Origin of the sequence: Nannocystis sp. RBIL2 (assembly GCF_026626745.1) — a bacterium.
Lineage (GTDB): Bacteria > Myxococcota_A > Polyangia > Nannocystales > Nannocystaceae > Nannocystis.
The window spans coordinates 989,875-1,016,762 of the sequence record NZ_JAPNJW010000001.1; the positions used below are offsets into that span (position 1 = coordinate 989,875).

General features: G+C 70.7%; 27 protein-coding genes and 1 tRNA gene. 11 read left to right on the forward strand and 17 right to left on the reverse strand.

Annotation, left to right across the window (positions count from 1 at the left end; genetic code table 11):
• Window positions 1–81: 81 nt before the first annotated feature.
• The 6 genes from OV090_RS03945 to OV090_RS03970 all read right to left on the reverse strand — a co-directional run bounded on the left by OV090_RS03945 (window position 82) and on the right by OV090_RS03970 (window position 5,564).
• The gene (locus OV090_RS03945) at window positions 82–1,143 is read right to left on the reverse strand and encodes a hypothetical protein (RefSeq protein WP_267702119.1); all 1,062 of its coding nucleotides are present in this window, start codon (window positions 1,141–1,143) and stop codon (window positions 82–84) included.
• A gap of 64 nt (window positions 1,144–1,207) precedes the next feature.
• Window positions 1,208–1,441 (reverse strand): hypothetical protein, encoded by a 234-nt coding sequence (locus tag OV090_RS03950; RefSeq protein WP_267702120.1) that lies wholly within the window; start codon window positions 1,439–1,441, stop codon window positions 1,208–1,210.
• 45 nt (window positions 1,442–1,486) lie between these two features.
• On the reverse strand, window positions 1,487–2,314 hold the full coding sequence (locus OV090_RS03955; RefSeq protein WP_267702121.1) for a purine-nucleoside phosphorylase: 828 nt from the start codon (window positions 2,312–2,314) through the stop codon (window positions 1,487–1,489).
• Window positions 2,315–2,327: 13 nt separating this feature from the next.
• Window positions 2,328–3,374 carry a serine/threonine-protein kinase gene (locus OV090_RS03960; RefSeq protein WP_267702122.1) on the reverse strand — a complete coding sequence of 349 codons (1,047 nt, stop codon included), beginning with the start codon at window positions 3,372–3,374 and terminating at the stop codon, window positions 2,328–2,330.
• A 207-nt stretch (window positions 3,375–3,581) separates the two neighbouring features.
• Window positions 3,582–4,997, reverse strand: coding sequence for a replicative DNA helicase (dnaB, locus tag OV090_RS03965; RefSeq protein WP_267702123.1), 1,416 nt, complete (start codon window positions 4,995–4,997; stop codon window positions 3,582–3,584).
• Window positions 4,998–5,066: 69 nt separating this feature from the next.
• On the reverse strand, window positions 5,067–5,564 hold the full coding sequence (locus tag OV090_RS03970) for a hypothetical protein (RefSeq protein WP_267702124.1): 498 nt from the start codon (window positions 5,562–5,564) through the stop codon (window positions 5,067–5,069).
• 46 nt (window positions 5,565–5,610) lie between these two features.
• Between OV090_RS03970 and OV090_RS03975 the strand changes: the two genes are divergently transcribed.
• Window positions 5,611–5,847, forward strand: a complete 237-nt coding sequence (locus tag OV090_RS03975; RefSeq protein WP_267702125.1) for a hypothetical protein — start codon at window positions 5,611–5,613, stop codon at window positions 5,845–5,847.
• A 114-nt stretch (window positions 5,848–5,961) separates the two neighbouring features.
• On the opposite strand, the gene rplI is transcribed toward OV090_RS03975, so the two are convergent.
• The 8 genes from rplI to OV090_RS04015 form a co-directional block, all read right to left on the reverse strand.
• Window positions 5,962–6,405, reverse strand: a complete 444-nt coding sequence (gene rplI, locus OV090_RS03980) for a 50S ribosomal protein L9 (protein WP_346660381.1) — start codon at window positions 6,403–6,405, stop codon at window positions 5,962–5,964.
• A gap of 31 nt (window positions 6,406–6,436) precedes the next feature.
• Entirely contained in the window at window positions 6,437–6,676 is a 240-nt protein-coding gene (gene rpsR, locus OV090_RS03985; RefSeq protein WP_096332290.1) for a 30S ribosomal protein S18, read from the reverse strand.
• 3 nt (window positions 6,677–6,679) lie between these two features.
• Window positions 6,680–7,180, reverse strand: coding sequence for a 30S ribosomal protein S6 (gene rpsF / locus OV090_RS03990; RefSeq protein WP_267702127.1), 501 nt, complete (start codon window positions 7,178–7,180; stop codon window positions 6,680–6,682).
• A gap of 194 nt (window positions 7,181–7,374) precedes the next feature.
• Window positions 7,375–9,588: a sodium-translocating pyrophosphatase gene (locus OV090_RS03995; RefSeq protein ID WP_267707066.1), complete on the reverse strand. Its 2,214-nt coding sequence runs from the start codon at window positions 9,586–9,588 to the stop codon at window positions 7,375–7,377.
• Window positions 9,589–9,663: 75 nt separating this feature from the next.
• Window positions 9,664–10,230, reverse strand: a complete 567-nt coding sequence (pth, locus tag OV090_RS04000; RefSeq protein WP_267702128.1) for an aminoacyl-tRNA hydrolase — start codon at window positions 10,228–10,230, stop codon at window positions 9,664–9,666.
• Between the two features lie 44 nt (window positions 10,231–10,274).
• Window positions 10,275–10,967 (reverse strand): 50S ribosomal protein L25, encoded by a 693-nt coding sequence (locus OV090_RS04005; RefSeq protein WP_267702129.1) that lies wholly within the window; start codon window positions 10,965–10,967, stop codon window positions 10,275–10,277.
• Between the two features lie 120 nt (window positions 10,968–11,087).
• Window positions 11,088–12,035, reverse strand: a complete 948-nt coding sequence (locus tag OV090_RS04010) for a ribose-phosphate pyrophosphokinase (protein ID WP_224193268.1) — start codon at window positions 12,033–12,035, stop codon at window positions 11,088–11,090.
• A 34-nt stretch (window positions 12,036–12,069) separates the two neighbouring features.
• Window positions 12,070–12,141: transfer RNA gene (locus OV090_RS04015), tRNA-Gln, on the reverse strand.
• Window positions 12,142–12,640: 499 nt separating this feature from the next.
• Between OV090_RS04015 and OV090_RS04020 the strand changes: the two genes are divergently transcribed.
• From OV090_RS04020 to glmS, 4 genes are all read left to right on the forward strand, one after another.
• Complete coding sequence (locus OV090_RS04020) at window positions 12,641–14,104, forward strand: pitrilysin family protein (protein ID WP_267702130.1); 1,464 nt, start codon at window positions 12,641–12,643, stop codon at window positions 14,102–14,104.
• 33 nt (window positions 14,105–14,137) lie between these two features.
• Window positions 14,138–15,388 (forward strand): pitrilysin family protein, encoded by a 1,251-nt coding sequence (locus OV090_RS04025; RefSeq protein WP_267702131.1) that lies wholly within the window; start codon window positions 14,138–14,140, stop codon window positions 15,386–15,388.
• A complete protein-coding gene (locus OV090_RS04030; RefSeq protein ID WP_267702132.1) occupies window positions 15,316–15,732 on the forward strand; it encodes a hypothetical protein in 417 nt (138 codons plus the stop codon). Before OV090_RS04025 ends, OV090_RS04030 begins: the two co-directional genes overlap by 73 nt.
• A 184-nt stretch (window positions 15,733–15,916) precedes the next feature.
• Window positions 15,917–17,776 (forward strand): glutamine--fructose-6-phosphate transaminase (isomerizing), encoded by a 1,860-nt coding sequence (gene glmS / locus OV090_RS04035; RefSeq protein ID WP_267702133.1) that lies wholly within the window; start codon window positions 15,917–15,919, stop codon window positions 17,774–17,776.
• 76 nt (window positions 17,777–17,852) lie between these two features.
• Here the strand turns inward: glmS and OV090_RS50455 are convergent, their stop codons facing one another.
• Together OV090_RS50455 and moaC are read right to left on the reverse strand one after the other, a co-directional pair.
• On the reverse strand, window positions 17,853–18,461 hold the full coding sequence (locus OV090_RS50455; protein WP_267702134.1) for a GNAT family N-acetyltransferase: 609 nt from the start codon (window positions 18,459–18,461) through the stop codon (window positions 17,853–17,855).
• Window positions 18,458–18,946, reverse strand: a complete 489-nt coding sequence (gene moaC / locus OV090_RS04045; protein WP_267702135.1) for a cyclic pyranopterin monophosphate synthase MoaC — start codon at window positions 18,944–18,946, stop codon at window positions 18,458–18,460. Before moaC ends, OV090_RS50455 begins: the two co-directional genes overlap by 4 nt.
• 196 nt (window positions 18,947–19,142) lie before the next feature.
• On the opposite strand from moaC, the gene pntA reads away from it, so the two are divergent.
• From pntA to OV090_RS04075, 6 genes are all read left to right on the forward strand, one after another.
• On the forward strand, window positions 19,143–20,741 hold the full coding sequence (gene pntA, locus OV090_RS04050; RefSeq protein WP_267702136.1) for a Re/Si-specific NAD(P)(+) transhydrogenase subunit alpha: 1,599 nt from the start codon (window positions 19,143–19,145) through the stop codon (window positions 20,739–20,741).
• Between the two features lie 18 nt (window positions 20,742–20,759).
• Window positions 20,760–22,172: an NAD(P)(+) transhydrogenase (Re/Si-specific) subunit beta gene (locus OV090_RS04055; protein WP_267702137.1), complete on the forward strand. Its 1,413-nt coding sequence runs from the start codon at window positions 20,760–20,762 to the stop codon at window positions 22,170–22,172.
• A 134-nt stretch (window positions 22,173–22,306) separates the two neighbouring features.
• On the forward strand, window positions 22,307–22,600 hold the full coding sequence (locus tag OV090_RS04060; RefSeq protein ID WP_267702138.1) for a helix-turn-helix transcriptional regulator: 294 nt from the start codon (window positions 22,307–22,309) through the stop codon (window positions 22,598–22,600).
• Entirely contained in the window at window positions 22,597–23,874 is a 1,278-nt protein-coding gene (locus OV090_RS04065) for a type II toxin-antitoxin system HipA family toxin (RefSeq protein ID WP_267702139.1), read from the forward strand. Before OV090_RS04060 ends, OV090_RS04065 begins: the two co-directional genes overlap by 4 nt.
• A gap of 179 nt (window positions 23,875–24,053) precedes the next feature.
• Window positions 24,054–24,392 (forward strand): hypothetical protein, encoded by a 339-nt coding sequence (locus OV090_RS04070; RefSeq protein ID WP_267702140.1) that lies wholly within the window; start codon window positions 24,054–24,056, stop codon window positions 24,390–24,392.
• Window positions 24,393–24,479: 87 nt separating this feature from the next.
• Window positions 24,480–24,845 (forward strand): helix-turn-helix domain-containing protein, encoded by a 366-nt coding sequence (locus OV090_RS04075; RefSeq protein WP_267702141.1) that lies wholly within the window; start codon window positions 24,480–24,482, stop codon window positions 24,843–24,845.
• 233 nt (window positions 24,846–25,078) lie between these two features.
• Here OV090_RS04075 and OV090_RS04080 read toward each other — a convergent pair whose 3' ends face one another.
• Window positions 25,079–26,887, reverse strand: a complete 1,809-nt coding sequence (locus OV090_RS04080) for a hypothetical protein (protein ID WP_267702142.1) — start codon at window positions 26,885–26,887, stop codon at window positions 25,079–25,081.
• Window position 26,888 lies beyond the last annotated feature (1 nt).

Below are 26,888 nucleotides of genomic sequence, written 5' to 3' on the forward strand. Positions count from 1 at the left end.
GACGCGAGCGCGTCGACGCGGGCAGGTAATGCGCGATGACGACGCCCCGACCCGTCACCACCCCGCTCGACACGCTCGCGATCACGTCGGCCGCGGCTCGGGCAGACCGGGCGGCAGGCGGCCCAGCGCGAGCGGCTGCAGCGGCGCCATCGGCGGGGTGCCGACGCGCTGGCGCCACGCCTCCGGCCCGAGCGGCTGGATCACGTCTCCGCGGGCGCGACAGGCCGCCAGCGCCGCGTCGAGCGTGGCCGGCTCGCACGGGTGCAGCACCACCAGCGGACCTATCGCCCCAGCGTGGGCGGGGGGCGGCTCGATCGGCGGCGCGCGCAGCAGCGCCGGCGCGAGGTAGGTCCGCGGATCGCCCGGGCGCTCGAGCTGTCCTCCGGGACAGAGCACCCTGGCCCCGGGGACAGCCGACCACGCGGCCAGGGCGGCGCGGTACACCTCGGCCAGGGCCGGCTCGACCGGCCCCGCGAACATCTCCGGGTCATCCGGCGGCCCGAACGCCGCGCCGACCCACAGCCGGTGCAGGTGCCGCTCGAGGCGCTCGAGCGGCCCCGCCACGAACGCCTGCACGATGCGCCGCGGATCGGCCCCGCCGCGGCGCAGCCCCGACAGCGCCAGCGCGTACGCGGCCAGCTCGCGGTCCGCGTCCGCGTGCACCGCCGCCACCCGCGGCCGCGCCGGCGTCACCCCGACTCGCTCCCACGCGAGCACCTCGTCCGGAGCCGCCTCGCCGGCCGCCCCGATCGTCAGCGCCTCGCCGGCCTGCTCGCGCGACAGCTCGTCGCGCAGCTCGGCCAGCAGCTCCGGCACCACCGCGCTCGCGCCCGCCTCGACCTCGAGGTGCACGCGTCGGCCCTGGCGCAGCAGCGTGCTGACGATCAGCAGGCTCTCGAGCGGCTGGTCCTTGCGCTCGCACACCCGCGCGGGCGGCCCCCCGAGCCCGTGGAAGCGCTGCTCACGGAGCGCCCACAGCCCGCGCTGCAACTTGCCGATCGTCTTGTGCCGATCCCACGCGACCATCCCGTGGGTGCGCGCCAGCGACTCGCCGATCGCGTCGGCCCGCGCCGCCAGGAGCCCCAGCAAGGCCACCTGCCGGGCCCGCGCTGCGGCCGCGATCCGCTCGGGCTTCAGGCTCACGACGCCCGGTCATACCATGCCCAGGGGCACGTGCGGGCTCGCGGACGCGCTCGCCTGCGCCGATCTACGTCCCCTTCGGCCCCACGACCTCGCCGGTCTCCGGATCGACAGGGAACCATGCGCCCGCGACCTCGTGACAGGCGTGCCTCAGCTCCGCGTAGACCTCGGGGGTGATCCACGTGTCGACCTCCTGCGGGTCGCGCCAGTGCATCGGGTTGTGGGCGAACGCGTTCAGGTGCTCGAGCAGGCGATAGAGCCGTTCCGCAGCCTGTTCATCCAGACATGCTCTAACGGCCATGCCCCTTCGAGCATGCCCTTTCGAGCATGCCTATCAGGACATGCCTCAAGCGACAGGCGACTGCGCCAGCAGCCCGCGCAGCAGGCTGGCCACCTGGGGCTTGGCCGCGCGCGTGCGCTCCTGGACCTCTTCGTGGTTCAGGCCGACCTGGCTGGCCGCGTTGGTGACCACGCCGACGCCGCAGACCGCCGCGCCGTGGGCGGCGGCGAGGATCGCCTCGTAGGTCGTCGACATGCCGACGACCTGGCCGCCGAGCGAGCGCAGGGCCGCCGTCTCGGCCGGGGTCTCGTACTGCGGGCCGCGGGCGTGGGCATAGACCACCTCGGCCAGCTTGCTCGCGCCGAGCCCGGGGTCGATCGCCTGCAGGCGCGCGCGCAGGTGCGGGCTGTACAGCTGGCTCATGTCGATGAAGCGGGCGCCGACCAGCGGGGTCGGGCCGAACAGGTTCATCTGGTCCTTGAGCAGCACCACCTGGCCGGTGCGCAGCGCCGGGTCGAGCCCGCCGACGGCGCAGGTCAGGCACACCCCGCGGGCGCCGTTGGCCAGCATGGCCCACAGCGGCGCGGTGACGACGTTGATCGGGTGACCCTCGTACGGGTGGATCCGGCCGGTCTGCACGCACACGCGCAGCTTGCCGACGGTGCCGAACACCAGCGCCGTGCCGTGGCCGGCCACCGTGGGCACCGGCAGGCCGAGGCCGCGCAGCGGGATCGAGCCCTCCACCGCCATCCCGAGCCCGTCGGGCCCGTCGCCGGCCATGCCGACGAAGCCGGAGCCGGACACCACGACCCAGTCGATCTTGGCGCCCTCGAGGCGTTCACGCAGGTGTTCGGCGGCGCGGTGGTAGTGCGGGTCTTCCGAGTGGAGCAGCATGCAGAGCCAAGCTCTACAGGCTCATCACGGCCAGCACAACGCCGAGGGCGATGCCGATCGTCACGCCGATGCCGACCGCGATCATCGTCGTCCGCGTCGCCCCGCTCGGCGGCGAGCCGGGCGTCGTGCCGGGCGGCGTCTTCTTCTGCTCCTGCCGGATCTTCTCGCTGATCTCCTCGGGCGAGCGCAGCTCCACGTCGGCGTGACGCGGGGGCACCTGCCCGCCGAGGCGCTTCGAGATCTCGGTGAGGCCGACCTTGAGCTCCTCGAACGACGGGCGCACGTCGGGTCGGCGGCTCATCATGCGCCGGCACAGGTCGGACAGCGCCTCGTCGAAGCCCTTGATCTCGTACTTGAGCTCGGGCCGCTCCGAACGCAGGTGGCGGCGCACCACCGCGGTGTAGTGGTCGTCCTGGCCGCCCTTGCGGAACGGCGGGTGACCGCTGCACATGTGAAACAGCGAGCAGCCGAGCGCATAGACGTCGGCGCGCGCGTCGACCTCCTTGCCCATCGCCTGCTCGGGCGCGAGGTAGTCGGGCGTGCCGACGAACACGCCGGTGGCGGTGATCGACAGGTCCTCTTGCAGCGCCTTGGCCAGGCCGAAGTCGGTCACCTTGACGATGCCCGTCGACGTCACCACCAGGTTCGACGGCTTCACGTCGCGGTGTACGACGCCCACGCGCTGGGTCTCGGCGAGCCCGATCGCCGCCTGGCGGATGACCTCCGCCGCGTCGCCCGGGTGCAGCGCGCCCCGCTTCTTGAGCATCGCGCCGATGTCCTCGCCGTCGAGGAACTCCATCGCCAGGAAGGGCCGGTCCTCGTGCTCGCCGATGAAGTACACCGCCACCACGTTGGGGTGATTCATCTGCGCCAGGGCCTTGCCCTCGCGGAGGAACCGCGTCTTGAACTCCTCGGACTCGCGGTGCTTCTTGCCGAGGATCTTGATCGCCACCCGCCGGCCGAGACCGGCGTCGACGCCCTCATAGACCTCCCCCATGGCCCCTTTGCCGACGAGGCCTTTGACCTTGTAGGGGCCGATCTGGGTCGGAACCGACGACATCGCCCTCAGAACCTAGCACGGACCGCGCCGGCGCCGCTACGTTGCGACCAAACGGCCGCTGCAGGCCTTCCAGGCGATCCTGCGGGCGCCGCGGCCACCTCTCGGCGACGGCGCAGGCACCGGCGCGAACACCCGGCGAGGACCCTCACGGACCCACGCGAGCCCCCATGGCCGGAGGAGTCCGCCCGTCGGCCGCGGCCGCGCGCCTCAGTCGCGATGAAAGCCCGGCTCGGCCGGGTTTTCGAACCGCGTCATGTGCTTGATGAACATCAGCGGGACCTCGCCGATCGGCCCGTTGCGCTGCTTGCCGATGATGATCTCGGCCTGGTTCTCGACCTTCTTCTTCTCGTCCTCGGTCGCGGCGTAGCGCTCGGCGCGGTAGATGAACATGATGACGTCCGCATCCTGCTCGATGGCGCCGGACTCGCGCAGGTCCGACAGCTGGGGCCGGTGATCGGCGCGGGTGTCGACCGCGCGGTTGAGCTGGGACAGCGCCAGGACGGGCATCCGCAGCTCTTTGGCCATCGCCTTGAGGCCGCGCGAGATCTCGCTGATCTCCTGCTCGCGCGAGTCGTAGCGGGACTTGCCGCCGCGCGCGAGCTGCAGGTAGTCGACGATGATCATCCCGAATTGGCCCTCGATGCCAGGGAAAATGCTCTTGTCGTCCTTGAAGCGGCGCGCACGCGCGCGCATCTCGAGGATCGACGGCGCCGCCTGGTCGTCGATGTAGAACTTGCTCTGGGCCATCCGCGACGCCGCGCTGGTCATGCGGATCCACTCTTCCTCGAGATAGTTGCCGGTGCGCAGCTTGCCCGCGTCGACGCGGGCCTCGGCACACAGCACGCGCTCGACCAGCTGGCTCGCGCCCATCTCGAGCGAGAAGAACAGCACCGGGTGCATCACCGGCTTCTCGCCGTCGGGCAGGCCGTCGAAGCGCTGCGGCATGATGCAGGCGCTCTGCGCCAGGTTGAGCACGAACGCGGTCTTGCCCATCGACGGGCGCGCCGCGATGATCACGAGGTCGCCCGGCTGCAGCCCGCCGGTCATGTGGTCGAGCTGCGTGAAGCCGGTGGGCACGCCGGTGATCGGGTTCTTCCGCTTGGCCCGCTCCGAGATCTGGTTGAACACCTGGATCAGCAGGTCGCGCGACGACACGTAGCCGGTCTTGCGCCCGCGCTCGTTGACCTCGAGCACCCGCTTCTCGGCCTGGTCGATGAACTCGTCCGGGCTCTCGAGGTCGCCCATCCCCTCTTCGGCGATCTCCTTGGTGACGACGACGAGGTTGCGGATGGTCGCCTGGCGCCGGACCATCTCCGCGTGGTGCGTGATGTTGCGGCTGGTCGCGTAGCGATCGGCGAGCCGCGTCAGCGCCTCGATGCCGCCGACCAGCTTGAGCTCGTCGCTGGCCCGCAGCTGCGCCTCGAGCGTGACCGTGTCGATCGGCTCGCGCTTCTCCGACAGCGCCCGCATGGCCCGAAACACGGCCTGGTGCGACGGGACGTAGAAGTCCTCCTCGCGCACCACGTCGAGCACGTCGAGCAGCGCCTGATCGCCGCGCAGGATGATGCCGCCGAGGATCGCCGCCTCGGCCTCGCTGTTGTGCGGGAGAGTACGTCCAACCATGGCCAGCCCCGGAGGATGCCCGAGCCGCGCGCCTCCTGTCGAGCACGCGTGCGGCGCGATGGACCCGTCCTAGTGCGACAGCGGGCCCGCCGGCAACCACGCGGCGGGCTTGCCGTCGCGGAACCCCGGCGGGCTCGAGCCGGGCGCGCCGAGCTGCAGACCCAGCTCCGTCAGCACCTCCCGCACGCGCCGCGCGCTCGGGTCGTCCGGCTTCCACTGCAGATGAGCGTCGAGCAGCCGCGAGAAGAATTCGCCGGTGTCGTCGGCGACATGGAGGAGCGCGTCCTCCTCGTGATCCCACAGCACCCACGGCATGCCGATCGTGCGCAGCACCTTCGGTTCGACGTAGAAGCCGAACGCGTTGCCGGCGCCATCCATGGCGACGACGATGAAGTTCGGCGCGTGGCAGTCGAGCTCGTCGGCGAGCATCGGCATCGGCTGGAACGACACCCGATCGAGGTCGAGGCGGAATTGCGGGTCGGCGTCGGCGCGGGCCAAGACGGCGCGGATCGCCTCGTCCGGCGGCAGACCGAGCGCGTCGTAGTCGGCGAGGTAGCGGCGTTCCATCCGCTCCACCCTTTCACGCCGCGGCCCATCGTGGCAAGGTGACCGCATGCGCCTCGCCCTCGTCGCCCTCGCCGCCCTCGCGCTGTCCGCCTGCGCCGGCAAGCTGGAGAAAGTCACGCGCACCCAGGCCGCCGCCGACTTCAAGTGCGACGCCGAGAAGCTGAAGGTCCGCGGCGACGAGGTCTACGGCAAGTACCACGTCGCCGGCTGCGGTCAGAAGGGCGTCTACTCGGCCCAGTGCCTCATGGGCGACTGCAGCGCCCAGCGCCTCCAGGGCGAGTAGCCGTCCGCCGCGGTCGTCCGCGGCCCGAAAGAAAGCGACGAGGGGCCCGCATCGCGGACCCCTCGCTCTTCATTCACACGCACGCGGCCGACCCGTGACGGGCCGGCTCGGCGTTCACACGCCGACCACGTTGACGCGGATCGTCTCGGTGATGTCGCCGCTGAAGCGCACCGGGACCTCGTAGGTGCCGATGTTCTTGAACGGCTCGTCGAGCTTGATCAGCTTGCGGTCGATCGTGATGTTCTGGTTGGCCAGCGCCTCGGCGATGTCCTTGGTGGACACCGAGCCGAACAGCTTGCCCTCGCCGCCCTTCTTGCGGGCGATCGAGACCGACACGCCCTTGAGCTTCTGCGCCATCGCCTTGTGCTCGGCGAGGACGCGCGCCTGCTCGGCGGCGATCAGGCGCTTCTGGTGCTCGAGCTGGGCGATGTTGCCGCGGGTGGCGGCGAGCGCCAGCCCGCGCGGGATGAGGTAGTTGCGGCCGTAACCCGGGCGCACCTTGACCACCTCGCCGGCGCGGCCGAGACCGGGGACGTCGCTGCGGAGGATGAGTTCCAACATGAGCGAAAAACCTTTCTGTCCTCGAAGGTCAGGCCACCGTGTACGGCAGCAGCGCCAGCATGCGCGCGCGCTTGACCGCCTTGGTGATCTGGCGCTGCTGCTTGGCCGTCACGCCGGAGATCCGGGCCGGGACGATCTTGCCGCGATCCGTGAGGAAGGCGCGCAGCAGCTGCGGGTTCTTGTAGTCGATGACCAGGGTCTTGTCGCTGGCGAGCAGCGAAGCACGGCTGGCCTTGCTCGGCCGGGATGAAGTCTTCTCGTCGCTCATGGCTTAGCGCCTCCTCTCTTCGTCGTCGCCGTCGTCGTCCGAGAACACGCGGTCCTCTTCCTCGCGCACCGGCTCGGGCTGCGGCTCCGGCTCCGGCGGCGGCTCGGCCACCGCCTGCAGCAGGTCCTCGGTCATCTCCGAGGGCCGCGCGTCGGGGTCGACGTCGTCCTCGACCCGCACCGTGTAGTAGCGGAGCACGGACTCCGCGATCTGCAGGTTGCGCTCGAACTCGTGGACGATGTCGGAGCCGCCGAGGAAGCGCCAGTAGAGGTAGATGCCGGTCGGCGAGCGCTTGATCGGGAAGGCCAGCGTACGGCTGCCCCAGTTCTCGATCTTGATCAGGCGCGCGCTGTACTTCTCGAACACGCCCTGCATCTTGTTGACGAGCTCGAGGATCCCGGTCTTGTTGACGTTGGGCCGAAGGATGATGACGGTCTCGTACTCGCGCTTCGTACCCTTGCGCGACTGGACCGAGACGACCTGGCCGACTGTATTTTCGGACATGTAAGTCTCCTTGTGGACTTGCTGGCCCCCACCACGGGAGCAAGGAGAAGGCCCCGGAGGGCCTCGCCGTCCGCCGCCCCCAGCAGCCGGATGGCTGTCGGGACAAAAAGCGAACGGCCCGCCCGGAACATCCGGACGGGCCGCGAGGTGTACCCCCGAACGCGTCCCCCTGCAAGGGGGCCGCGGGGCCTAAATCAGCTGCCCGAGGCCAGCTTGAGCAGGGTCGGGGCGATCACGACCGCGACGATGGTCATGAGCTTGATCAAGATGTTGAGGCTTGGACCGGCGGTGTCCTTGAAGGGGTCGCCGACGGTGTCGCCGATGACGGCCGCCTTGTGGCGGTCGGAACCCTTGCCGCTGTTGCCCTCCTGCGAGTTGTCCTTCTTCTGGTCCTCGACCTGCTTCTTGGCGTTGTCCCAGGCGCCACCGGCGTTGGACATGAAGATCGCCAGCATCACGCCCGACACCAGGGTGCCGGCGAGCAAGCCGCCGAGCGCGAAGCGCGACCACAGACCGACGGCCACCGGCGAGATGAGCGCCAGCAGGCCCGGCGCGATCATGCGGCGGATCGACGCCTGGGTGCTGATGGCGACGCAGCGCTCGACCTCGGTCTTGCTGCCGGCCTCGATCACCTGACGGTCCTCCTCGGGGGTCAGGTCGCGGCCCTCGTGCTCGGCCTTGGTGACCAGGGTCAGCGCGGCGCGCAGCACCGGGATCTCGCGGAACTGCCGCCGAACCTCGGTGATCATGTCCATGGCGGCGTTACCGACTGCCTTCATCGCCATCGCCGAGAACAGGAACGGCAGCATGCCGCCGACCAGCAGGCCGATGAGGACCTCCGGGTTGGTGAGCATCAGCTCCTCGCCCGGACGGAAGGCGACGTTGCGGTAGGCCGCGAACAGCGACAGGGCGGCCAGCGCGGCCGAGGCGATGGCGAAGCCCTTGCCGATCGCCGCGGTGGTGTTGCCGACGGCGTCGAGGTTGTCCGTGCGCCCGCGCACCTCCGGCGGGAGGCCGCTCATCTCGGCGATGCCGCCGGCGTTGTCGGAGATCGGGCCGTAGGCGTCGACCGCGAGCTGGATGCCGGTGGTCGAGAGCATGCCGAGCGCCGCGAGGGCCACGCCGTACAGGCCGGCGAAGTCGTTGGCGACGTAGATGGCGCCAGCGATCAGGAAGATCGGGATCGCGGTCGACTCGAAGCCGACGCCGATGCCGGCGATGATGTTGGTCGCCGGGCCGGTCTTCGACTGGGCGACGATGCTGTTGACCGGGCGCTTGCCCTTCGAGCAGTAGTAACCGGTGATGAGGCCGATGAAGACGCCGGCCACCAGGCCCGCGACGATCGCCCACATCAGGGCCATGGTCGCGATCGGGGCCGCGCCCTGCTCAAGGATCATCGGCGTGCCGTTGGCCGCGGCCGACTGCACGCAGTAGTCGATGATGAGGTACGAGATCGGCAGCATCACGAAGGCGGCGCCGAACGAACCGGTGTCGAGCGCCACCTGCGGGTTGCCGCCCTCCTTCGTGCGCACGAAGAAGGTGCCGAGGATCGAGACGACGATGCCCGCGCCGGCGATGAGCAGCGGCAGGATCGCGGCCTCGAGCTTGCCGGACACCGCGACCGCGCCGAGCACCATGGTGCCGACGATCGCGCCGATGTACGACTCGAACAGGTCGGCGCCCATGCCCGCGACGTCGCCGACGTTGTCACCGACGTTGTCGGCGATGGTCGCCGGGTTGAGGAAGTGGTCCTCGGGGATGCCCGCCTCGACCTTGCCCACCAGGTCGGCGCCGACGTCGGCCGCCTTGGTGTAGATGCCGCCGCCCACGCGGGCGAACAGCGCGATCGACGAGGCGCCCATCGAGAAGCCCGCCAGCAGGTTGATGACGCGGGTCAGCTCGACCGCGCCGCCGTCGACGTCGGCGAGCGCGTCGAAGTGGCCGAGGAAGAACAGGAACAGGGCGCCGAAGCCGACCAGACCGAGGCCGACCACGCACATGCCCATCACCGCGCCGCCGCGGAACGCCACCGACAGCGCCGGCGACAGGCCGATGCGCGCCGCCGCGGCGGTGCGCACGTTGGCGCGGGTCGCCACGCGCATGCCGAAGAAGCCGGCCAGCGCCGAACACAGCGCTCCCGACACGAACGACACGCCGATCATCGGCGACGAGCTCGCCGGATCGGCCGTCAGGATCAGGAGGCCGGCGATGATGACCACGAAGATCGCCAGGACCTTGTACTCGGCGGCCAGGAAGGCCATGGCGCCGCGGAAGATCTGCTCCGCGATGCCCTGCATGCGCACGTTGCCGGGGTCCTGTTTCGTGATCCAGGCCGTCGTGAAGACCGCGTACAGCAAGGCTAGAGCGCCGCAGGCCGGCACGGCGTACAGCAAGTTTTGGATCGGCATGTCCACGGGGGGAGTCCTTTACTCGGGCCCGAAGGGGCCGGGAACTGAGATGGGAGAGCTGGCGAGGCGCCAGGGTCAGGTGGTGTTGAACTTGTTCATCGCCGTGACCACGCCTTCACGGGTCACGCAGGTGATCGCCGCCACGGCGCGCTCGAGCAGGTCGTCGACGACCTGGCCCTCGTCGGGCCGGAAGTCGGACAGCACGTGATCGGCGACCTCGCCGTGCACGGGCCTGCCGACGCCGAGGCGGATCCGCAGGAAGTCGCCGTTGCCGAGCAGCTGCAGGATGTCACGCAGGCCATTGTGCCCCCCGTGACCCCCGCCCTTCTTCACTGCGAGGCGACCGAGCTGAAAGTCGACCTCGTCGTGGACGACGAGGAGCTGCGCCGGCGGCACGCGCAGGAACTGAGCGGCCGGGACGACGCTCTGGCCGGACCGGTTCATGAAGGTCTGCGGCTTCAAGGCCACGACGCGCGAAGAGCCGGTGCCGATGGTGGCGACTTGCGCCTTCCACTTCTCGGACCAGCTCGGCGAGCTCGTGGCCTTGTCGCACCAGGCGTCGACCGCCATGAAGCCGATGTTGTGGCGCGTGCGCGCGTACCGGGCCCCGGGGTTCCCGAGGCCCACGAGGAGCCATGGCACCTGGTCGGCCATCTGCGCGCGCCCTCAACATCGGCGGTGGAGGCTCACTTCTTCTTGGCGTCCTTCGCCGGAGCGGCGGCCGCCTTGGCCGGAGCGGCCTTGGCCGGAGCAGCCTTGCCAGCGGCCGGCTTCTTGCCGGCAGCAGCATCGGCGCCCTCTTCCGCCTTGGTCTTGGCGGCCTCGACGAGGACGAGCGGGATGTTCGGGTTGTCGAGCAGGCGGCCCTCCGGGAACTTCACGTCGCGCACGCGCAGCGTCTGCCCGCCCTCGAGCGGCGTCACGTCGACGACGAAGCTGGTCGGGACGTCGGCCGGCTTGACCGCCACGCGGATCTGCCGGGCGATCGTCTTCAGCGTACCGCCGACGGCCACGCCGGCCGCGCGGCCCGTGAACTCGAGCGGCAGCTTGACCTCGAGCTCGCGGTTCGGGTCGACGCGCAGGAAGTCGACGTGCAGGACGTCGTCGCGGACCAGGTCGAGCTGGCGGTCGACGATGATGCACGACTCGACGCGGTCGGCCTTGCCCTCTTCCTGGACACGGACGGCAAACCAGGTGTTGCGCTTGCGGGCCGGATCGACGGCCTTGCGCAGGACCAGCGGGTCGATGGCGATCGACAGGTGCTCGCCGCCGTGGCCGTAGATCACGCCGGGGACCTTGCCGGACGCGCGGAGCTTGTGGGCGGCGCCCTTGCCGGTGCCCGTGCGGACCTGGACCGTGATTTCGCGTTGCTGATTCATGGTGATTGTCTCGCTTCTCTCGTCGGGTCCCTTGTTCGGGACCCTTGTCTCGCCGCCGGGTGGGAGCCACACCATCGGGCTCGCCGCCGGTTGGGCAGAGGTCGTGCTCGTCGGCCTGCGTCAGTAGAACAGGCTCGAGATCGAGTCTCCGTGGTGAATGCGCTTGACCGCCTCGGCCAGCAGCGGCCCCAGGCTGACGACCGTCAGGCGGTCGCAGCGAGCCAGCCGGTCCTCTTGCGGGCAGCTATTGGTCACCCAGATCCGCTTGATGACGGACTTGTTGATGCGCTCCATCGCCGGGCCCGAGAACACCCCGTGGGTGGCGACCGCGTAGACCTCGGTCGCGCCGGCCTTGAGCACCGCCTCGGCCGCGTTGCACAGCGTGCCGGCGGTGTCGATGATGTCGTCGACGAGGATCGCCCGCTTGCCCGACACGTCGCCGATGAGGTGCATCACCTGGCTGACGTTGGGCCCGTCGCGCCGCTTGTCGATGATCGCCAGCGGGCAGTCGAGCAGCTTCGAGTACAGCCGGGCCCGCTCGACGCCGCCGGCGTCCGGCGAGACCACCACGACCTCCTGCCCGCGCAGACCCTCGAGCTTGAGCAGGTCGCGGAACACCGGCGTCGCCACCAGGTGGTCGAACGGGATGTTGAAGAAGCCCTGGATCTGGCCGGCGTGCAGGTCGACCGCCAGCACCCGGTCGGCGCCCGCGGCGGTCAGCAGGTCGGCCACCAGCTTGGCGGAGATCGGCGTGCGCGGCTTGACCTTGCGGTCCTGGCGGGCGTAGCCGAAGTACGGCATCAGCGCGACGATCGACCCGGCGCTCGCCCGCTTGAGCGCGTCGATCATGATGAGGAGCTCCATCAAGTTGCGATTCGGCGGCGAGCAGGTCGACTGCATGATGAAGCAGTTGACCCCGCGCACGTTCTCGCCGATCTCGACGAAGATCTCGCCGTCCGAGAAGCGCTCGGCCCGGGCCCTGCCCTGCGAGATGCCGAGGTGGTCACACAGCTCCGCGGTGAGGGCCGTGTTCGAGTTGCCGCCGAAGATCGTGAAGGTCTTGTTCAAGCGCGGGTCCTCGGTCGAAGGTCAGCGGAGAGAATTGGGGCGGTAGGATTCGAACCTACGAATGGCGGAACCAAAAACCGCTGGCTTACCACTTGCCGACGCCCCAGAATTTGTTCGGCCCGGTGAGGCCGGGCCCTGCAGGTCCCGAAGGACTGGGCCCGAAGGACTGGGCCCGAAGAATTGCCCGTGCTCTGGGGATCGCAGGAACGCCCCCCAGGGCGCGCGCTTTATAGGATTAGCCCAAAGGCGCTGTCAACCGTCCCACCAGCGCCGAACCCGACATCCGGGCGCAGGGGCCACGTCGGACGGGTCACACGGCGGCGTCTCGCGGCGGCACCTCGCGGCGGCACCTCTTCTGGCGCCTCCTGCGCCTGCCCCTGACGACCTGGTCTGAGGGCCCGGCGGATGGTGCGGTGAATTGGGGGTCCGAGGCCCGGTCCCGCGTCGCGGACGTCCGGCGAATCTCGTGAGTTCTCTTGCTCGGCAGCGGGGCACAACTCGGGTGGGATCGTGGGTCTGGGGCCCGTGCGAGGGTCCCGCTTTGTCCCACAGCCACCTTTACCCGTGTGCTAGGTTGCGGGCCTCGCAGGAGACGACCAATTCCCATGTCGCCCACGCTGAAGTCTCACGGACGATCGCGCCGAGCCCTCGCCGGCCGCGCCGGACGCACCCTCGCCCTGTTCACCCTCTGCGGCGGCCTGTCGATCTCGCCGATCGCCGCTGACGCCGCGCCGGCGGCGGATCCTGCGCCTGCCAAGACCGCGGCCAAGAAGCCGGCCAAGGGCGGTCTCGGCTTCGACCTGCCGATCCAGGAGTTCTCGCTCGCCAACGGCCTGCGCGTCTACGTGGTCGAGGATCACTCGACCCCGGCCTTCAACATGACGCTGCTGTACGACGTCGGCTCGCGCGACGAGGTCCAGGGCCGCACCGGCTTCGCCCACCTGTTCGAGCACATGATGTTCGAGGGCAGCAAGAACGTGCCGCCGATGGGCCACCTCACCTTCGTGCAGCGCGTCGGCGGCAACAACAACGCCGGCACCAGCTACGACATGACGCTCTACTACAACAACCTGCCGAGCCAGTACCTCGAGCTCGGGTTGTGGCTGGAGGCCGATCGTCTGCGCTCGCTCGAGATCACCGACGCCAACTTCGAGAACCAGCGCTCGGCCGTGAAGGAAGAGAAGGCCATGCGCATGGACAACGTGCCGTACTCGGCCGCCGTCCAGAAGTGGCTGTCGGCCGCGTGGGCCGGCACCGGCTACGGCCACGAGGTCATCGGCAGCCTCGAGGACCTCAACGCCGCCAAGACCCCGGACGTGCAGGCGTTCTTCGACAAGTACTACGCGCCCAACAACGCGGTGCTGGTGTTCGTCGGCGACGTCGAGTTCAACGACCTCAAGACCAAGGTCGAGAAGTACTTCGGCGACATCAAGAAGGGTCCGGACCGCACGCCCACCGCGATCGGCCAGGTCGACCGCAGCAAGCCGATGGAGACCGTCGTCGAGGATCCGCTGGCCCAGCAGTCGCTGTTCCTGCTCGGCTGGCACACCGTCGGCGCCAACCACCCCGACCGCTACGCCCTCGACCTGCTCGGCAACATCCTGCTGGTCGGCGAGTCGGCGCGCATCCCGAAGATCCTGCAGGACGAGAAGAAGCTGACCGCCTTCAGCGGCGGCACCCACTTCGCCCAGCGCGACGTCGGCCTGGTGTTCGTCCAGGCCCTGCCGAACAAGGACGTCAAGTTCGACGCGATCAAGCAGGTCGTGCGCGACGAGGTCGCCAAGATCCAGAAGAGCGGCATCACCGCCAAGGAGCTGCAGAAGGCGATCAACAAGAAGGTCATGGACACGGTCGAGACGCTGGCCACCAACGCCGGCCGCGCCGGCGAGATCGCCCAGGGCGCCCTGTTCCACAACGACCCCAAGCACATCCTCACCGACCTGGACAAGTACCAGCAGGTCAAGCCCGCCGACATCAAGCGGGTCGCCACCGAGTACCTGGGCGCCAACTGGCTGACCCTCGAGATCAACCCCGGTTCGACCGGCGCGCCGATGATGGGCCCCGGCTGACAGCGCTGACCTCAAGGACAGGAGCCAACGACCATGTTTACGCGCACCACGAATTCCTTCGCCACTGCCCTCGTCGTCGCCGCTCTCGCCGCCCCCGGCTGCGGCAAGCCCAAGGGCGAGACCACGCCGCCGACCGACAACAAGCCGGTCGAGGGGCCCCCGGTCGCCGACAAGCCCGCGCGGGTCTACCAGGATCCGCCGCCGCCGACCGAGCCGCGTGAGGTCCAGTTCCCCGACCTGCAGAAGATCCAGACCAAGAACGGCCTCGAGATCTACGTCGTCGAGAACCACGAGGTCCCGCTCGTCACGGCCCAGCTCGTGATCAAGGCCGGCACCATGGACGACGAGCAGCTGGCCGAGATGACGGCCAACATGCTCGGCGAGGGCACCAAGACCCGCACCAAGGCCAAGATCGACGAGGAGATCGAGTTCGTCGGCGGCAGCCTCGGCGCCGGCGCCGGCGTCCACGACACCAGCGTGTACACGCAGGTGCTCAAGCGCGACGTCAAGCTGGCGCTGACGCTGATGGCCGACGAGGTCATGAACCCGGCGTTCCCGCCGGCCGCCCTCGACAAGCTGAAGGAGAAGTCCAAGACCAACCTCAAGGCGATGAAGTCGAACTCCGACGTGCTCGCCGACCAGCTGTTCGACATGGCCGCCTACCCGTCGGGCCACCCGTACGGGCGCCCGCTGCCGACCGAGGCGCAGATCGACGCGGTCACCGTCGACGCGGTCAAGAAGTTCCACGACACCTTCTACCGCTCGAACAACAGCTACCTGATCCTCTCCGGCGACATCACCGTGCCCGAGGCGGAGAAGCTCGGCAACGAGGTGTTCGCCAAGTGGAAGCCGATCGAGGGCCAGGCCCCGGCCAACCCGCTGAACGGCTTCAAGGCCTACAAGCACCCGCCCAAGCTGATCGTCCACCTGGTCAATCGGCCAAATTCGGCCCAGTCCGACATCCGCGTCGGCAACCTCGCGCTCGCGCGCAAGAACCCCGACTGGATCAAGCTCGACCTCGCCTCGACATCCTCGGCGGCGGCTCGACCGGGCGTTTGTTCCTCGACGTGCGCGAGGAGAAGGGCCTCACCTACGGCATCTACACCAAGATGGAGCCGGGCGTCGCCCCGGGCACCTGGCGGATCTGGACCAAGACCAAGACCGCCACCACCGGCGAGATGCTCAAGGCCATCTTCGGCCACATCACGAAGATGCGCGACACCGAGGTCACGACCAAGGAGTTCGAGGACGTCACGCGTGAGGCGATCGGCAGCTTCCCGTTGAGCATCGAGACCGCCGACCAGGTCGCCGGCCGCGTGCGCACGATCCTCACCTACGGCCTGCCGAGCGACTACTACAAGACCTACCGCGACGAGGTCCGCAAGGCCCAGATCGCCGACATGAAGACCATGGCGCGCAAGTTCATGAACGACGTGCCGGTCGTGATCGTCGTCGGCCGCGCCGACAAGGCCGAGTCGCAGATCAAGGACGCGCTGCCCGACGCCACGATCGTCCACTACGACACCGACCTCAAGTGCCTCGAGAAGGACACCACCTTCTGCGCCGCCAACAACGCCCTCGCGGCCGCAGGTGCCGCGCCGGCGCCCGCGCCCGCCCCGGCCAAGTAATCGACCGCCGCGGCGGCTCGTGATACCCCAAAGGGGGCCCCGCGGAAGCGCGAGGCCCCCTTCGCGCGTACGGGGCTCGCTCGCGCCTCGCGCGGCCCGAGCTGCTTCGACGGCCCTCCGGGACTAAATCGGGCCCTCTCGGGTACTCCCCTCTCACGGCCCCCTCTCGCCAGGAGAAATCATCATGTGCGGCATCATCGGTTACACCGGCGCTCGCTCCGCCGTCCCGCTCCTCCTCGGCGGCCTGCGCCGCCTCGAGTACCGCGGCTACGACTCGGCGGGCGTGGCCGTCCCGTCGACCACCGGCGGCCCCGTCCAGCTCGCGCGCTGCCAGGGCAAGATCGTCGCGCTCGAGCAGGCGCTCGAGAAGAACCCGCTCGCCGGCCCGTGCGGCATCGGCCACACCCGCTGGGCCACCCACGGCCGCCCGTCCGAGCTCAACGCCCACCCGCACCGCGCCGGTGACGTCGCGGTCGTCCACAACGGCATCATCGAGAACCACGCCGAGCTGCGCGCGCGCCTGCAGACGGCCGGCTACCAGTTCTCCAGCGAGACCGACACCGAGGTCATCGCTCACCTCGTCGCCCACGAGCTGCGCGCGGGCGGCGACCTCCTGCAGGCGGTCGTGCGCGCCACGGCCCAGCTCGAGGGCGCGTGGGCGATCGCGGTCGTCCACCAGAAGCAGCCCGACACCATCGTCGCCGCGCGTCACAGCGCCCCGCTGCTGCTCGGCCTCGGCGGGCCCGGGGTCGGCGAGGACAGCAGCGCGGCCGAGAACTTCGTCGCCAGCGACGTGTCGGCGATCTTGCAGCACACGCGCGTGGTCGTCGACCTCGAGGACGGCGACCTCGCCCGCGTCACGCCGACCACCTACGAGCTCGTCGACGCCCACGGCAAGCCGGTCCAGCGCCCGCGCCGGCGCGTCGAGTGGAGCCCGGCCGCGGCCGAGAAACAGGGCTTCCGCCACTACATGCTCAAGGAGATCCACGAGCAGCCGCGGGCGATCCGCGACACCATGCTCGGCGCCGGCGTGGTCGAGGACGACGTCCGCTTCGACGGCCTCGACCTGCTCGGCAGCGACCTCGGCGCGTGCGCGCGGATCGTCATGCTCGCCTGCGGCACCAGCTTCCACGCCGCCCTCATCGGTCGCTCCTTGATCGAGGGCCTCGCGCGGATCCCCGTCGAGGTCGACATCGCCAGCGAGTTCCGCTACCGCGACCCGATCGTGCGCACCACCGACCTCGCGCTGGCGATCACGCAGTCGGGCGAGACCGCCGACACCATCGCCGCGCTCAAGGAGGCCAAGCAGCGCGGCGCCCAGACATTGGCGATCTGCAACGTCCTCGGCGCCAGCATCAGCCGCGTCGCCGACAAGGTCCTCTACACCCACGCCGGCCCCGAGATCAGCGTCGCCTCGACCAAGGCGTTCACCACCCAGCTGACCATGATGTTGCTGCTGGCGATCCACCTCGGACGCCGCACCGGTCATCTCGCCGCCGACCGGGCGCGCGCCCTGATCGACGGCCTGCAGGACCTGCCGGCCCACATCGACAACCTCCTGGCCGCCAGCGCGGCGATCCGGATCGTCGCCCGCCGCCACCAGGGCGCCCGCGACTGCCTCTTCCTCGGCCGCGGCCTGTGCTACCCGGTGGCCCTCGAGGGCGCGCTCAAGCTCAAGGAGATCAGCTACATCCACGCCGAGGGCCACGCCAGCGGCGAGATGAAGCACGGACCTATCGCCCTGGTCGACAACACCATGCCGGTGGTCGTCCTGGCCCAGCGCGGCCCCGGCTACGGCAAGGTCCTGTCGAACCTCGAGGAGGTGCGCGCCCGCGGCGGCAAGATCATCGCCGTCGCCACCCTCGGCGACCACACCATCGGCGACCTCGCCGACGACCTCATCCTCGTGCCCGACGTCGCCGGCGAGCTGCAGCCGATCCTCGCCAGCATCCCGCTGCAGCTGCTCGCCTATCACTTCGCCGATCTGAAGGGCACCGACGTCGACCAGCCGCGCAACCTCGCCAAGTCGGTCACCGTCGAGTAACCGCGCGACCCAACTTCGCCGCGGCGATCACTCGCCGCGTCCCTCGACTGCGAGTGATTGCCGCGAGCGCCGACGGTCACCGACGCGCCGGCCGCTCCATCCGCCAGAACCGCACCCCGCCGAGATTCGTCAGGTCGTGCTCGCCGACGACCTCGTAGCCGTGGCGCATGTACAGGCGCTTGGCCGGCTCGCGGTCGGTCTCGAGGTAGCACGGCAGTCTGGCTGCGTCGGCGCGGGCCGACAGCGCGCGCAGCAGCGCCGAGCCGAGCTGGCGCCCTTGCAGCTCCGGCTCGACCCCCAGCACCGCGAGGAAGAAGTGCGGCGCGCGCGGGTGGTGCGTGCGCAGGAACTCGTCGAGCCGCAGCAGCCGGACCAGCGAGCGCGGGCCGGTGCTGAGGCCCGCGAGGTACATCGGCAGCAGCGCTCGCCCGCGCGGCTTCTGATCTGGCCCATAGGACAGGCTCGCCGCCGCCACCTTGCCGCCCGCGCGGACCACCTCGACAGTGCCGCTCGCCAGCGCCATCCCGGACAGCCCGCCCATCAATCGGGTCGCCCGCCCCAGCCGCCGCGGGCGCTCCTCGCCGAGCGTGGCGACCATCCCGGGGTTGTCGCAGAACGCCCGCCCGAGCAGCCCGCGCAGCTCCCCTGCTGCCCCGGCGAACCGCTCGACTCGCGGCTCGCTCACGGTGCGCCCCCGCGGGTCCACACGCCCGACTTCCCGCCTGACTTTTCGACCAGGTAGACCGACTCGATCGCCATCGCCCGGTCGATCGCCTTGCACATGTCGTAGATAGTCAGCGCCGCAGCGGCCGCCGCAGTCATCGCCTCCATCTCCGGGCCGGTGCGGTCGACGGCGCTGACGCGGACGGTGGCGCGGACGCCGGGGAGGTCGGGCTCGAGCACGAACTCGACGTCGATCCCGGTCAGCCGCACCGGGTGGCACAGCGGGATGAGCTGCGGCGTCTGCTTCGCGCCCGCGATCGCGGCCAGGCGGGCCACCGCCAGCACGTCGCCCTTGCCGATCTGGCCCTCGCGGATCCGCTCGAGCGTGGCCGGGGCCATGCGCACGCGGGCCTCCGCCACCGCGGCGCGCGCCGTCTCGGGCTTGTCGGTCACGGCGACCATGCGCGCCGCCCCGGAGGGGTCGAAGTGGGTCAGGGGCTCGGCCATGGCCGAGGCTAGCGCCCGCCGAGGCGAGGTCGTGCGCCCGTGGGCCCGCTCAAGCTCACACGCCTGCGGCTGGGCGCCGCGTGGCCCGATTTGCCGGATCCCGCGAGGAAACGGCTAGAGCCGCGAACGACCTCGTGATATCTCTCGGGCCGGCTGCCGCGGCCTCGCCAGGTCCGCCTTGCACGCCTTCAAAGCTATGAAGATCGGCATTCCGAAGGAGATCTACCCGGGCGAGCGCCGGGTGGCTGCCACCCCTGACACCGCCAAGCGCCTGCAGAGCCAGGGCTTCTCCGTGGTGGTCGAGTCTGGCGCGGGCGCGGCCGCCGAGTTCGGCGACGACGCCTACGCCAGCGTCGGTTGCGGGATCGCGGCCGATGCCGAAGGTCTTTGGGGACAGGTCGACATCGTCCTCAAGGTCCGCGCGCCGAGCAGCTTCGAGGCCGACCTCGCGCGCGAGGGCCAGGTGCTCATCAGCTTCATCTGGCCGGCGCAGAACCCCGACCTGGTCGAGCGCCTGCGCAGCCGCGGCGTCACAGTGCTCGGCATGGACGCGGTGCCGCGGATCTCCCGCGCGCAGAAGCTCGACGCCCTGTCGTCGATGGGCAACATCTCCGGTTACCGCGCCGTCATCGAGGCCGCCAACGTGTTCGGCCGCTTCTTCACCGGCCAGATCACCGCCGCCGGCAAGGTCCTGCCGGCCAAGCTGCTGGTCATCGGCGCCGGCGTGGCCGGCCTCGCCGTCATCGGCGTCGGCCGCGGCCTCGGTGCGATCGTCCGCGCCTTCGACACCCGCCCCGTCGTCAAGGAGCAGGTCGAGAGCATGGGCGCCGAGTTCCTCGAGCTCGACTTCCAGGAGGACGGCACCGGCATCGGCGGCTACGCCAAGGAGATGAGCCCGGCCTTCATCGCCGCCGAGATGGACCTGTTCCGCCGCCAGGCGGAGGAGGTCGACATCATCGTCACGACCGCGCTGATCCCCGGCAAGCCGGCGCCCAAGCTGATCCTGCGCGACATGGTCGAGCGCATGAAGCCCGGCTCGGTCATCGTCGACCTGGCCGCCGAGACAGGTGGCAACTGCGAGCTGACCTCGCCCGGCGAGAAGGTCGTCCACGGCGGCGTCACCATCATCGGCTACACCGACCTGCCGAGCCGCATGGCCGCGCAGTCGAGCCAGCTCTACGGCACCAACCTGTGCCACCTGCTCGACGACATGGGCAAGGCCGCGGGCTTCCGCATCGACGAGAACGACGAGGTCGTGCGCGGCTGCCTCATCACCCACCAGGGCGAGATCAAGTGGCCCCCGCCGCGGCCCGCCGCGCCCGCGCAGGCGCCCGCCCCTGCCGCGGCCGCGCCCAAGCCCGCCGCGCCGGTCGCCGCCGCCCCCGAGCCGCCGCGCCCCTCGTCGCCGCCGCCGAAGAGCCACGGCCACGGTCACGGACCGCCGGCGGGCGAGTCGAGCCCGTGGCCGCTGGTGCTCGCCGGCCTCGCGCTGGTCGGCATCGGCCTCGGCGTCGACGACAAGTCGAGCTTCCTCAGCCACTTCACCGTGTTCGTGCTGGCCTGCTTCATCGGCTACCAGGTCGTCTGGAGCGTCTCGCCGGCGCTGCACACCCCGCTGATGAGCGTCACCAACGCGATCAGCGGCATCATCATCATCGGCGGCATGTTGCAGATCTCGGGCGCCCCGACCTCGGCGGCGACCCTGCTCGGCGCGGCCGCCATCTTGCTGGCGATGATCAACGTCGCCGGCGGCTTCCTCGTCACCCAGCGCATGCTGAAGATGTTCCGCAAGTAAGCGGCGGGGACCACCACGATGTCGTACAGCCTCCTCACCGTCATCTACATCGCCGCCAGCGCGCTGTTCATCCTCAGCCTCGGCGGCCTCTCGCGCCAGGACACCGCCCGCCGCGGCAACCTCTACGGCATCATCGGCATGCTGCTCGCGGTCGTCGCCACCGCCATCGGCATGAACGCCGACAAGCTGATGAACATCAGCGGCAGCGGCTTCGCCATCCTCGCCGCCGCCATCGTCCCCGGCGCGCTGATCGGCGCCGTCCTGGCCGCGCGCGTGGCCATGACTGCGATGCCCGAGCTCGTCGCGGTGCTGCACAGCTTCGTCGGCGCCGCCGCGGTGCTGGTCGGCCTGTCGTCGTACCTCGGCGCCACCAGCCACGCCGACACGGTCCACAACGTCGAGGTCTACATCGGCGTGTTCATCGGCGCGATCACCTTCACCGGCTCGATCATCGCCTTCCTCAAGCTGCGCGGCAGCATCGGCGGCAGGCCGCTGACCCTGCCCGGCCGCCACCTGCTCAACCTGGCGATGGTGCTCGGCTGCTTGTTCCTCGGCTGGCAGTTCCTGGCCGACCCGCACCACGGCCTCACCCCGCTGCTCATCATGACCGGCATCGCCAGCGTCATCGGCGTGCACATGGTCATGGCCATCGGCGGCGCCGACATGCCCGTCGTGGTGTCGATGCTCAACAGCTACTCCGGCTGGGCCGCCGCGGCCGCCGGCTTCATGCTGAGCAACGACCTCCTGATCGTCACCGGCGCGCTGGTCGGCAGCAGCGGCGCGATCCTCTCGTACATCATGTGCCGGGCGATGAACCGCTCGTTCCTCAGCGTCATCGCCGGCGGCTTCGGCTCCGACGGCGGCGCCCCGGCGCCGAAGGGCGCGGCGGCCCAGCCGGTCGGCGAGTGCCGCGAGATCGACCTCGACGGCACCGTCGAGCTGATGCGCTCCGCTCGCAACATCATGGTCGTCCCCGGCTACGGCATGGCGGTCGCGCAGGCGCAGCACCCGGTCGCCGAGATCGCCAAGATCCTGCGCAAGGCCGGCGCCAACTTCCGCTTCGCCATCCACCCGGTCGCGGGCCGCCTGCCCGGCCACATGAACGTGCTGCTGGCCGAGGCCAACGTGCCCTACGACATCGTCCTCGAGATGGACGAGATCAACCACGACTGCCCGAACACCGACCTCGTGCTGGTCATCGGCGCCAACGACATCGTCAACCCCGGCGCCCAGGACGACCCCTCCAGCCCGATCGCCGGCATGCCCGTGATCGAGGTGTGGAAGGCCAAGACGGTGATCGTCATGAAGCGCGGCAAGGGCGTCGGCTACGCCGGCGTCGACAACCCGCTCTTCTACAAAGAGAACACCCGCATGCTCTACGGCGACGCCAAGAAGAACGTCGACGCCCTGCTCGGCAAGCTCCGCGGCTGAGCCCTGGCCGCCCCGCCAAGCCCGCCCCCTCGCTCGAGGCGGCGGGCTTTGTCGCGCTCCGCCATTGAAATAAAAGCCTGTATGGTATCTCTAATCTCGTTGCAAGCGCTGTAAAAGCACACATAATATCCCTTGTGCTGTTCACCGCCGAGGAGGTCGCCCAGGGCCTGGCCGGGCGCATGAAGGCGCTGCGACTGGCCCGCGACTGGAAGCGCGAGACGCTGGCCGAGCGAGCCGGCATCAGCGCCGGCACCGTCAAGCGGTTCGAGACGACCGGCCAGATCGCGCTCGACAACCTGCTCAAGCTGGCGCTCGCGCTCGGCTGCCTCGAGCAGTTCGAGGCGGTGTTCGCCCCGCCGCCGGCGCGCTCGCTGGCCGAGCTCGAGCAGCGCGGCCAGGCGCCCGCGCGTCAGCGAGGCCGGCGATGAACCCTGCGACCCGCAAGCTCGAGGTCCGGCTCGTGCGCGCCGCCGACGAGCGCGAGGTCGTCGGCCACCTCCTGCTGCACGAGCGGTCGATCTACTTCGAGTACGCGCCGACCTGGCTGACTCGCGGTCCCTCGATCTCGCCGCTCAAGCTGGCCCTTCAGCCAGGCATCTTCAAGGCTCCCGCCGCACGCCTGCACGGGGTGTTCGCCGACGCCTTACCCGACGGCTGGGGCCTCCTGCTGATGGACCGGCTGTTCCGCAAGCGCGGCCTCGTGCCCGATCAGCTCTCGCCGCTCGATCGCCTGGCGCACCTCGGCGCGCGCACCATGGGCGCCCTGACCTTTCACCCGTGCACCGACGCGGAGCCCGTCGAGGACCGATCGATCGCCCTCGACAAGCTGGCAGCCGCCGCCGAGGACGTCTACCGCGGTCACCCGTCGGAGCTGTTGCCGGTGCTGCAGCACGCCGGCGGCTCGCCAGGCGGCGCGCGCCCGAAGGTGCTGGTAGCAGTCCGCGGGGACAGCATGGTCTATGGGACAGCCGTGCCGCCGCCGGATCACGAGCCGTGGCTGATCAAATTCTGGGCCGGCGACGAGCAGCGCGACGCCGGGGCGATCGAGCACGTCTACGCCCGCCTCGCGCGCCACGCCGGGCTCGAGGTGCCCGATACGCGGCTGTTCGTGGCCAGCAGCGGCCAGCGCTACTTCGGCGTGCGCCGGTTCGACCGCGACGAGGCCGGCGCGCGCACCCACGTCCACACCCTCGCCGGCCTGCTCGACGCCGACTTCCGCGAGCCGAACCTCGACTACGACATGCTGCTGCGCGTCACCATGCACCTCACGCGCGCGCAGCCCGACGTGCGCCGGGCCTTCCGGCAGATGGTGTTCAACGTGCTCGCGCACAACCGCGACGACCACGGCAAGAACTTCTCCTTCCTCATGGACCGCGAGGGCGGCTGGCGATTGTCGCCCGCCTACGACCTCAACTTCGTCGCCGGTCCCGGCGGAGAGCACACGATGACGCTCGACGGCGAGGGCCGGCGCCCGACCTGGCAGCACATGCTGCGCCTGGCCCGTCGCGCCTCGATCGACGAGAAGACCGCGCGAGCGATCGTCGACGAGGTGCGGACCGCTCTCGCGCGCTGGCCTCGCGAGGCGCGGGCGGTCGATGTCGCCCCTGCCACCATCAGCGACATCGGCCGCCGGCTCGACGCAGTCACGGCCGACGCGGAGCTGCCCGGCAGCGGCGCCGCCCGGCGACCCCGGCGCCGCTGAATTCGGCGCCCGCAAGCGCTCCCCGCCTCCGAGATGTCTCGAAGGACACCTTCTTGTCACCTGTCCTCCGGGACAGGCCCGCCAGCGCGCGGTTCCGGCAATCGTCCCCGCCCGCCGGGAGTCCGATACCGAGGGTCTCCACGATGCGCCGCGGCGTCGCCGCGGCATACTCCCTCGACATGACCTCCTCCTCGCCCATGCCGTCGTCCGCCCTCGCCACCGCGCCGTGCTCGATCTGCCACGGTCGGGAGTTCTTCTTCCTCTCGCCATGGCGCAGCCTCGAGCACGGCGTCAACGGCTGGTACGCCCAGCCCGTGCAGACCTGCGCCCACGTCCCGGAGCGCGGCTTCCTCAGCCGGCCCTCGGAGTCGGACGTTCTGCGCGCGCCGATGGCACTGCGCGTGTGCGCCGGTTGTGGCGCCTCCATCCCCTACACCGACCCGGCCGCAGTCCGGGCGATGCTGGCGGCCGGTCAGCCGGGTGTCTCTCATGCGGGCGGCGAGCCTGGCCGGCGATGACAGCGCGCCTGTCGCCGTGAGCCGGGACGCTGGACCGGCTTCATCCGGCTCGCGGCCTGGGTTATGAAAGGGAACCGAGTCCGCGACATGCATCAGCAAGAGACCTGTGTGGCGGTGCGCGACGTCCTGAGCCGCGTCGGCGACAAGTGGAGCGTCCTCGTGGTCAGCATGCTGAGCGACCGACCGCTGCGCTTCAACGAGCTGCGGCGGTCGATCGAGGGCATCTCGCAGCGCATGCTGACGCTGACGCTCCGCGGCCTCGAGCGCGACGGCCTGGTCACCCGCACCGTCACCCCTTCCGTCCCGCCGCGCGTCGACTACGAGCTGACCGAGCTCGGCCGCACCCTGCTCGACCCGGTCCAAGCCCTCGCCGCCTGGGCCGGCGACCACCGCGGCGAGATCGCCCGCGCCCGCGAGCGCTTCGACCGCAAGGACCCGCCCCGGCAAGATTGACTTGATAGCGAGTGTCCAAATGGACATGTTTGAATCAGCATGTCCATCCGGACATTTCTGAAAGGACATGTCCCGATCCGCAGATAACTCGAAGGTGCCGGACGTCGCCAGACTGGCCTTCCCCTGCGCCCTCGCTCGCCCGTTCGACGACACCATCCCGGGCCCTTCTCACCGCGCCGCCGCTCCCGTACGGGCCGCGGCGCCGGACCTCGGCCGTCTCCGCGGCCCTCCTCTCAGCGCACCTCGGCCGCCACCCGCAGCACTCCCGGCTGCGGGTAGCTGATCGCCAGATCGGCCAGCTCCAGCCCCCCGTCGCGCAGCGCTCGCGTGCCGTCGCGGAGCAGCGCCCGCACCTGGATCCCCGGCAGTCCCGCGGCGCCTGGAGCCAGCAGCGCGTCGAGCCGGGCCTCGACGTCGCCCATCTCGAGCAGCGCGGCGAAGCACGGCCACAGCGCCCCCGCGCGGGCGCACGACAGGCGCAGGCGGTCGATCGTCCCGGCCAGCGCAAGGCGCCCGCGCCCCGCGTCCCAGTGCGGGCGCACGAACCCGCGCCCTGCGACCAGCACCTCGCCGGGGTCCTCGCCCTCCCTGCCGGTCAGCCCCAGCCGCAGCCCGGCGACAGTCAGGGCCCAGCCGTCACCTGTCCCCGGGGACAGCGACGGCGGCAGCCGGACCTCGATCTCCGCCAGGCCGAGCGTCGTCCACTCGCCGAGCGCCTCGTCGACCCGCTCGACCCACTGCGCCCGCCCCATCAAATCGCCGAGCAGCCCGTTGGCGGTCCACGCGTCGAGCAGCGCGTCGACAGTGTCGAGGCTCAGCTCGACCTCCGCGTCGGCAGTCGGCGCAACCGGCCGCAGCGGCGGCAGCTCGAGCCCGTGCCGCGCCGGCCCCGGGATGGCCGCCAGCCGCGTGCGCACCCGGCTCGCCTCCTGGCTGGTCTTCGGGTCAGGTTTATCTGGCCGTACGGACAGGTGGGCCGCGATCCCGCCCGACTCGATGGCCACCGCGCAGAACGCCAGGGTCGCCCGCGAGCGCGGCTCGCCGACGATCAGCTCGGCGCGCTCGGGGATCAGCGGGATCGCGCTCGCCACCGCCAGGGCCGCGGTCAGCTGCGTCTCGACCTCCTGCCGCGCGCGCCGGTCGATGTAGCCGTCAGCCAGCGCGTAGCCGGCCAGCGCCCCGAGCGGCGCCAGCGGCCCCGTCACGAGCGCCCCCAGCCCCGCCGCGCCGAGCGTCGCCCGCGTGCGCAGCGTCCCCGTGAACTCGACCGGCCCGAGCGAGGCCAGGCGCACGCCCAGCTGGCGCGGCCCGGCCACCCGCACCTCGAGCGCGCCGGACACCGCGATCCGGTGCTCGCCGGCCAGCGCCACGCGGAACCACAGCGCGTCGCCCCGCAGCGTCACGCTCGCCTCCTCGAGCGTCGTCCCCGGCCCGAGCAGCCCGATCGACGGCGCCGCCGCCAGCAGCTTCTCACGCAGCGGCGGCAGCACCAGCCGATCGATCGCCCTCGCCGCCACCCGGACCCCCGCGCCGCAGCCCGGCGAGTCGTCGTAGCGGGCGCGGAACGGCCCGACCAGCGCCGCGTCGGTCGCCACCTCGGCGCCGCCCTGCCGCGGCAGCTCGACCTCGATCAGCCGCAGCCCCGGCGCGTCGCCCAGCGCGACCGAGAGTGTCCCATCCGACATGTTCTCATAAACATGTCCCTCAGGACCGCTGCCACTCATCCCGTCGTCACGCCCAGCAGCCTCTGCGACTCGGGGCATGTCCGCGAGAGCATGTCCTCTCGAATCATCGCGCGCCGCGAACATGTCCTTTTGCGCATGTCCTTCAGGACCGGCGCGGACCTCCCCGTCGACCCGCACCACCGCCCGCGCCGCCAGCTCCGGCGGGACCCCGCGCCCCGACCAGCGCCCGTCCGCCGCCGGCGCGTGCGGGCTTGCGACCTCGACGCGGAAAGGCTCGGCGGCGGCCGCCTCGATCAGCGCCCCGCGCCCGGCGGCCAGCAGCGCACCCGCCAGCGCCAGGCCGGCCAGGCCGGCCATC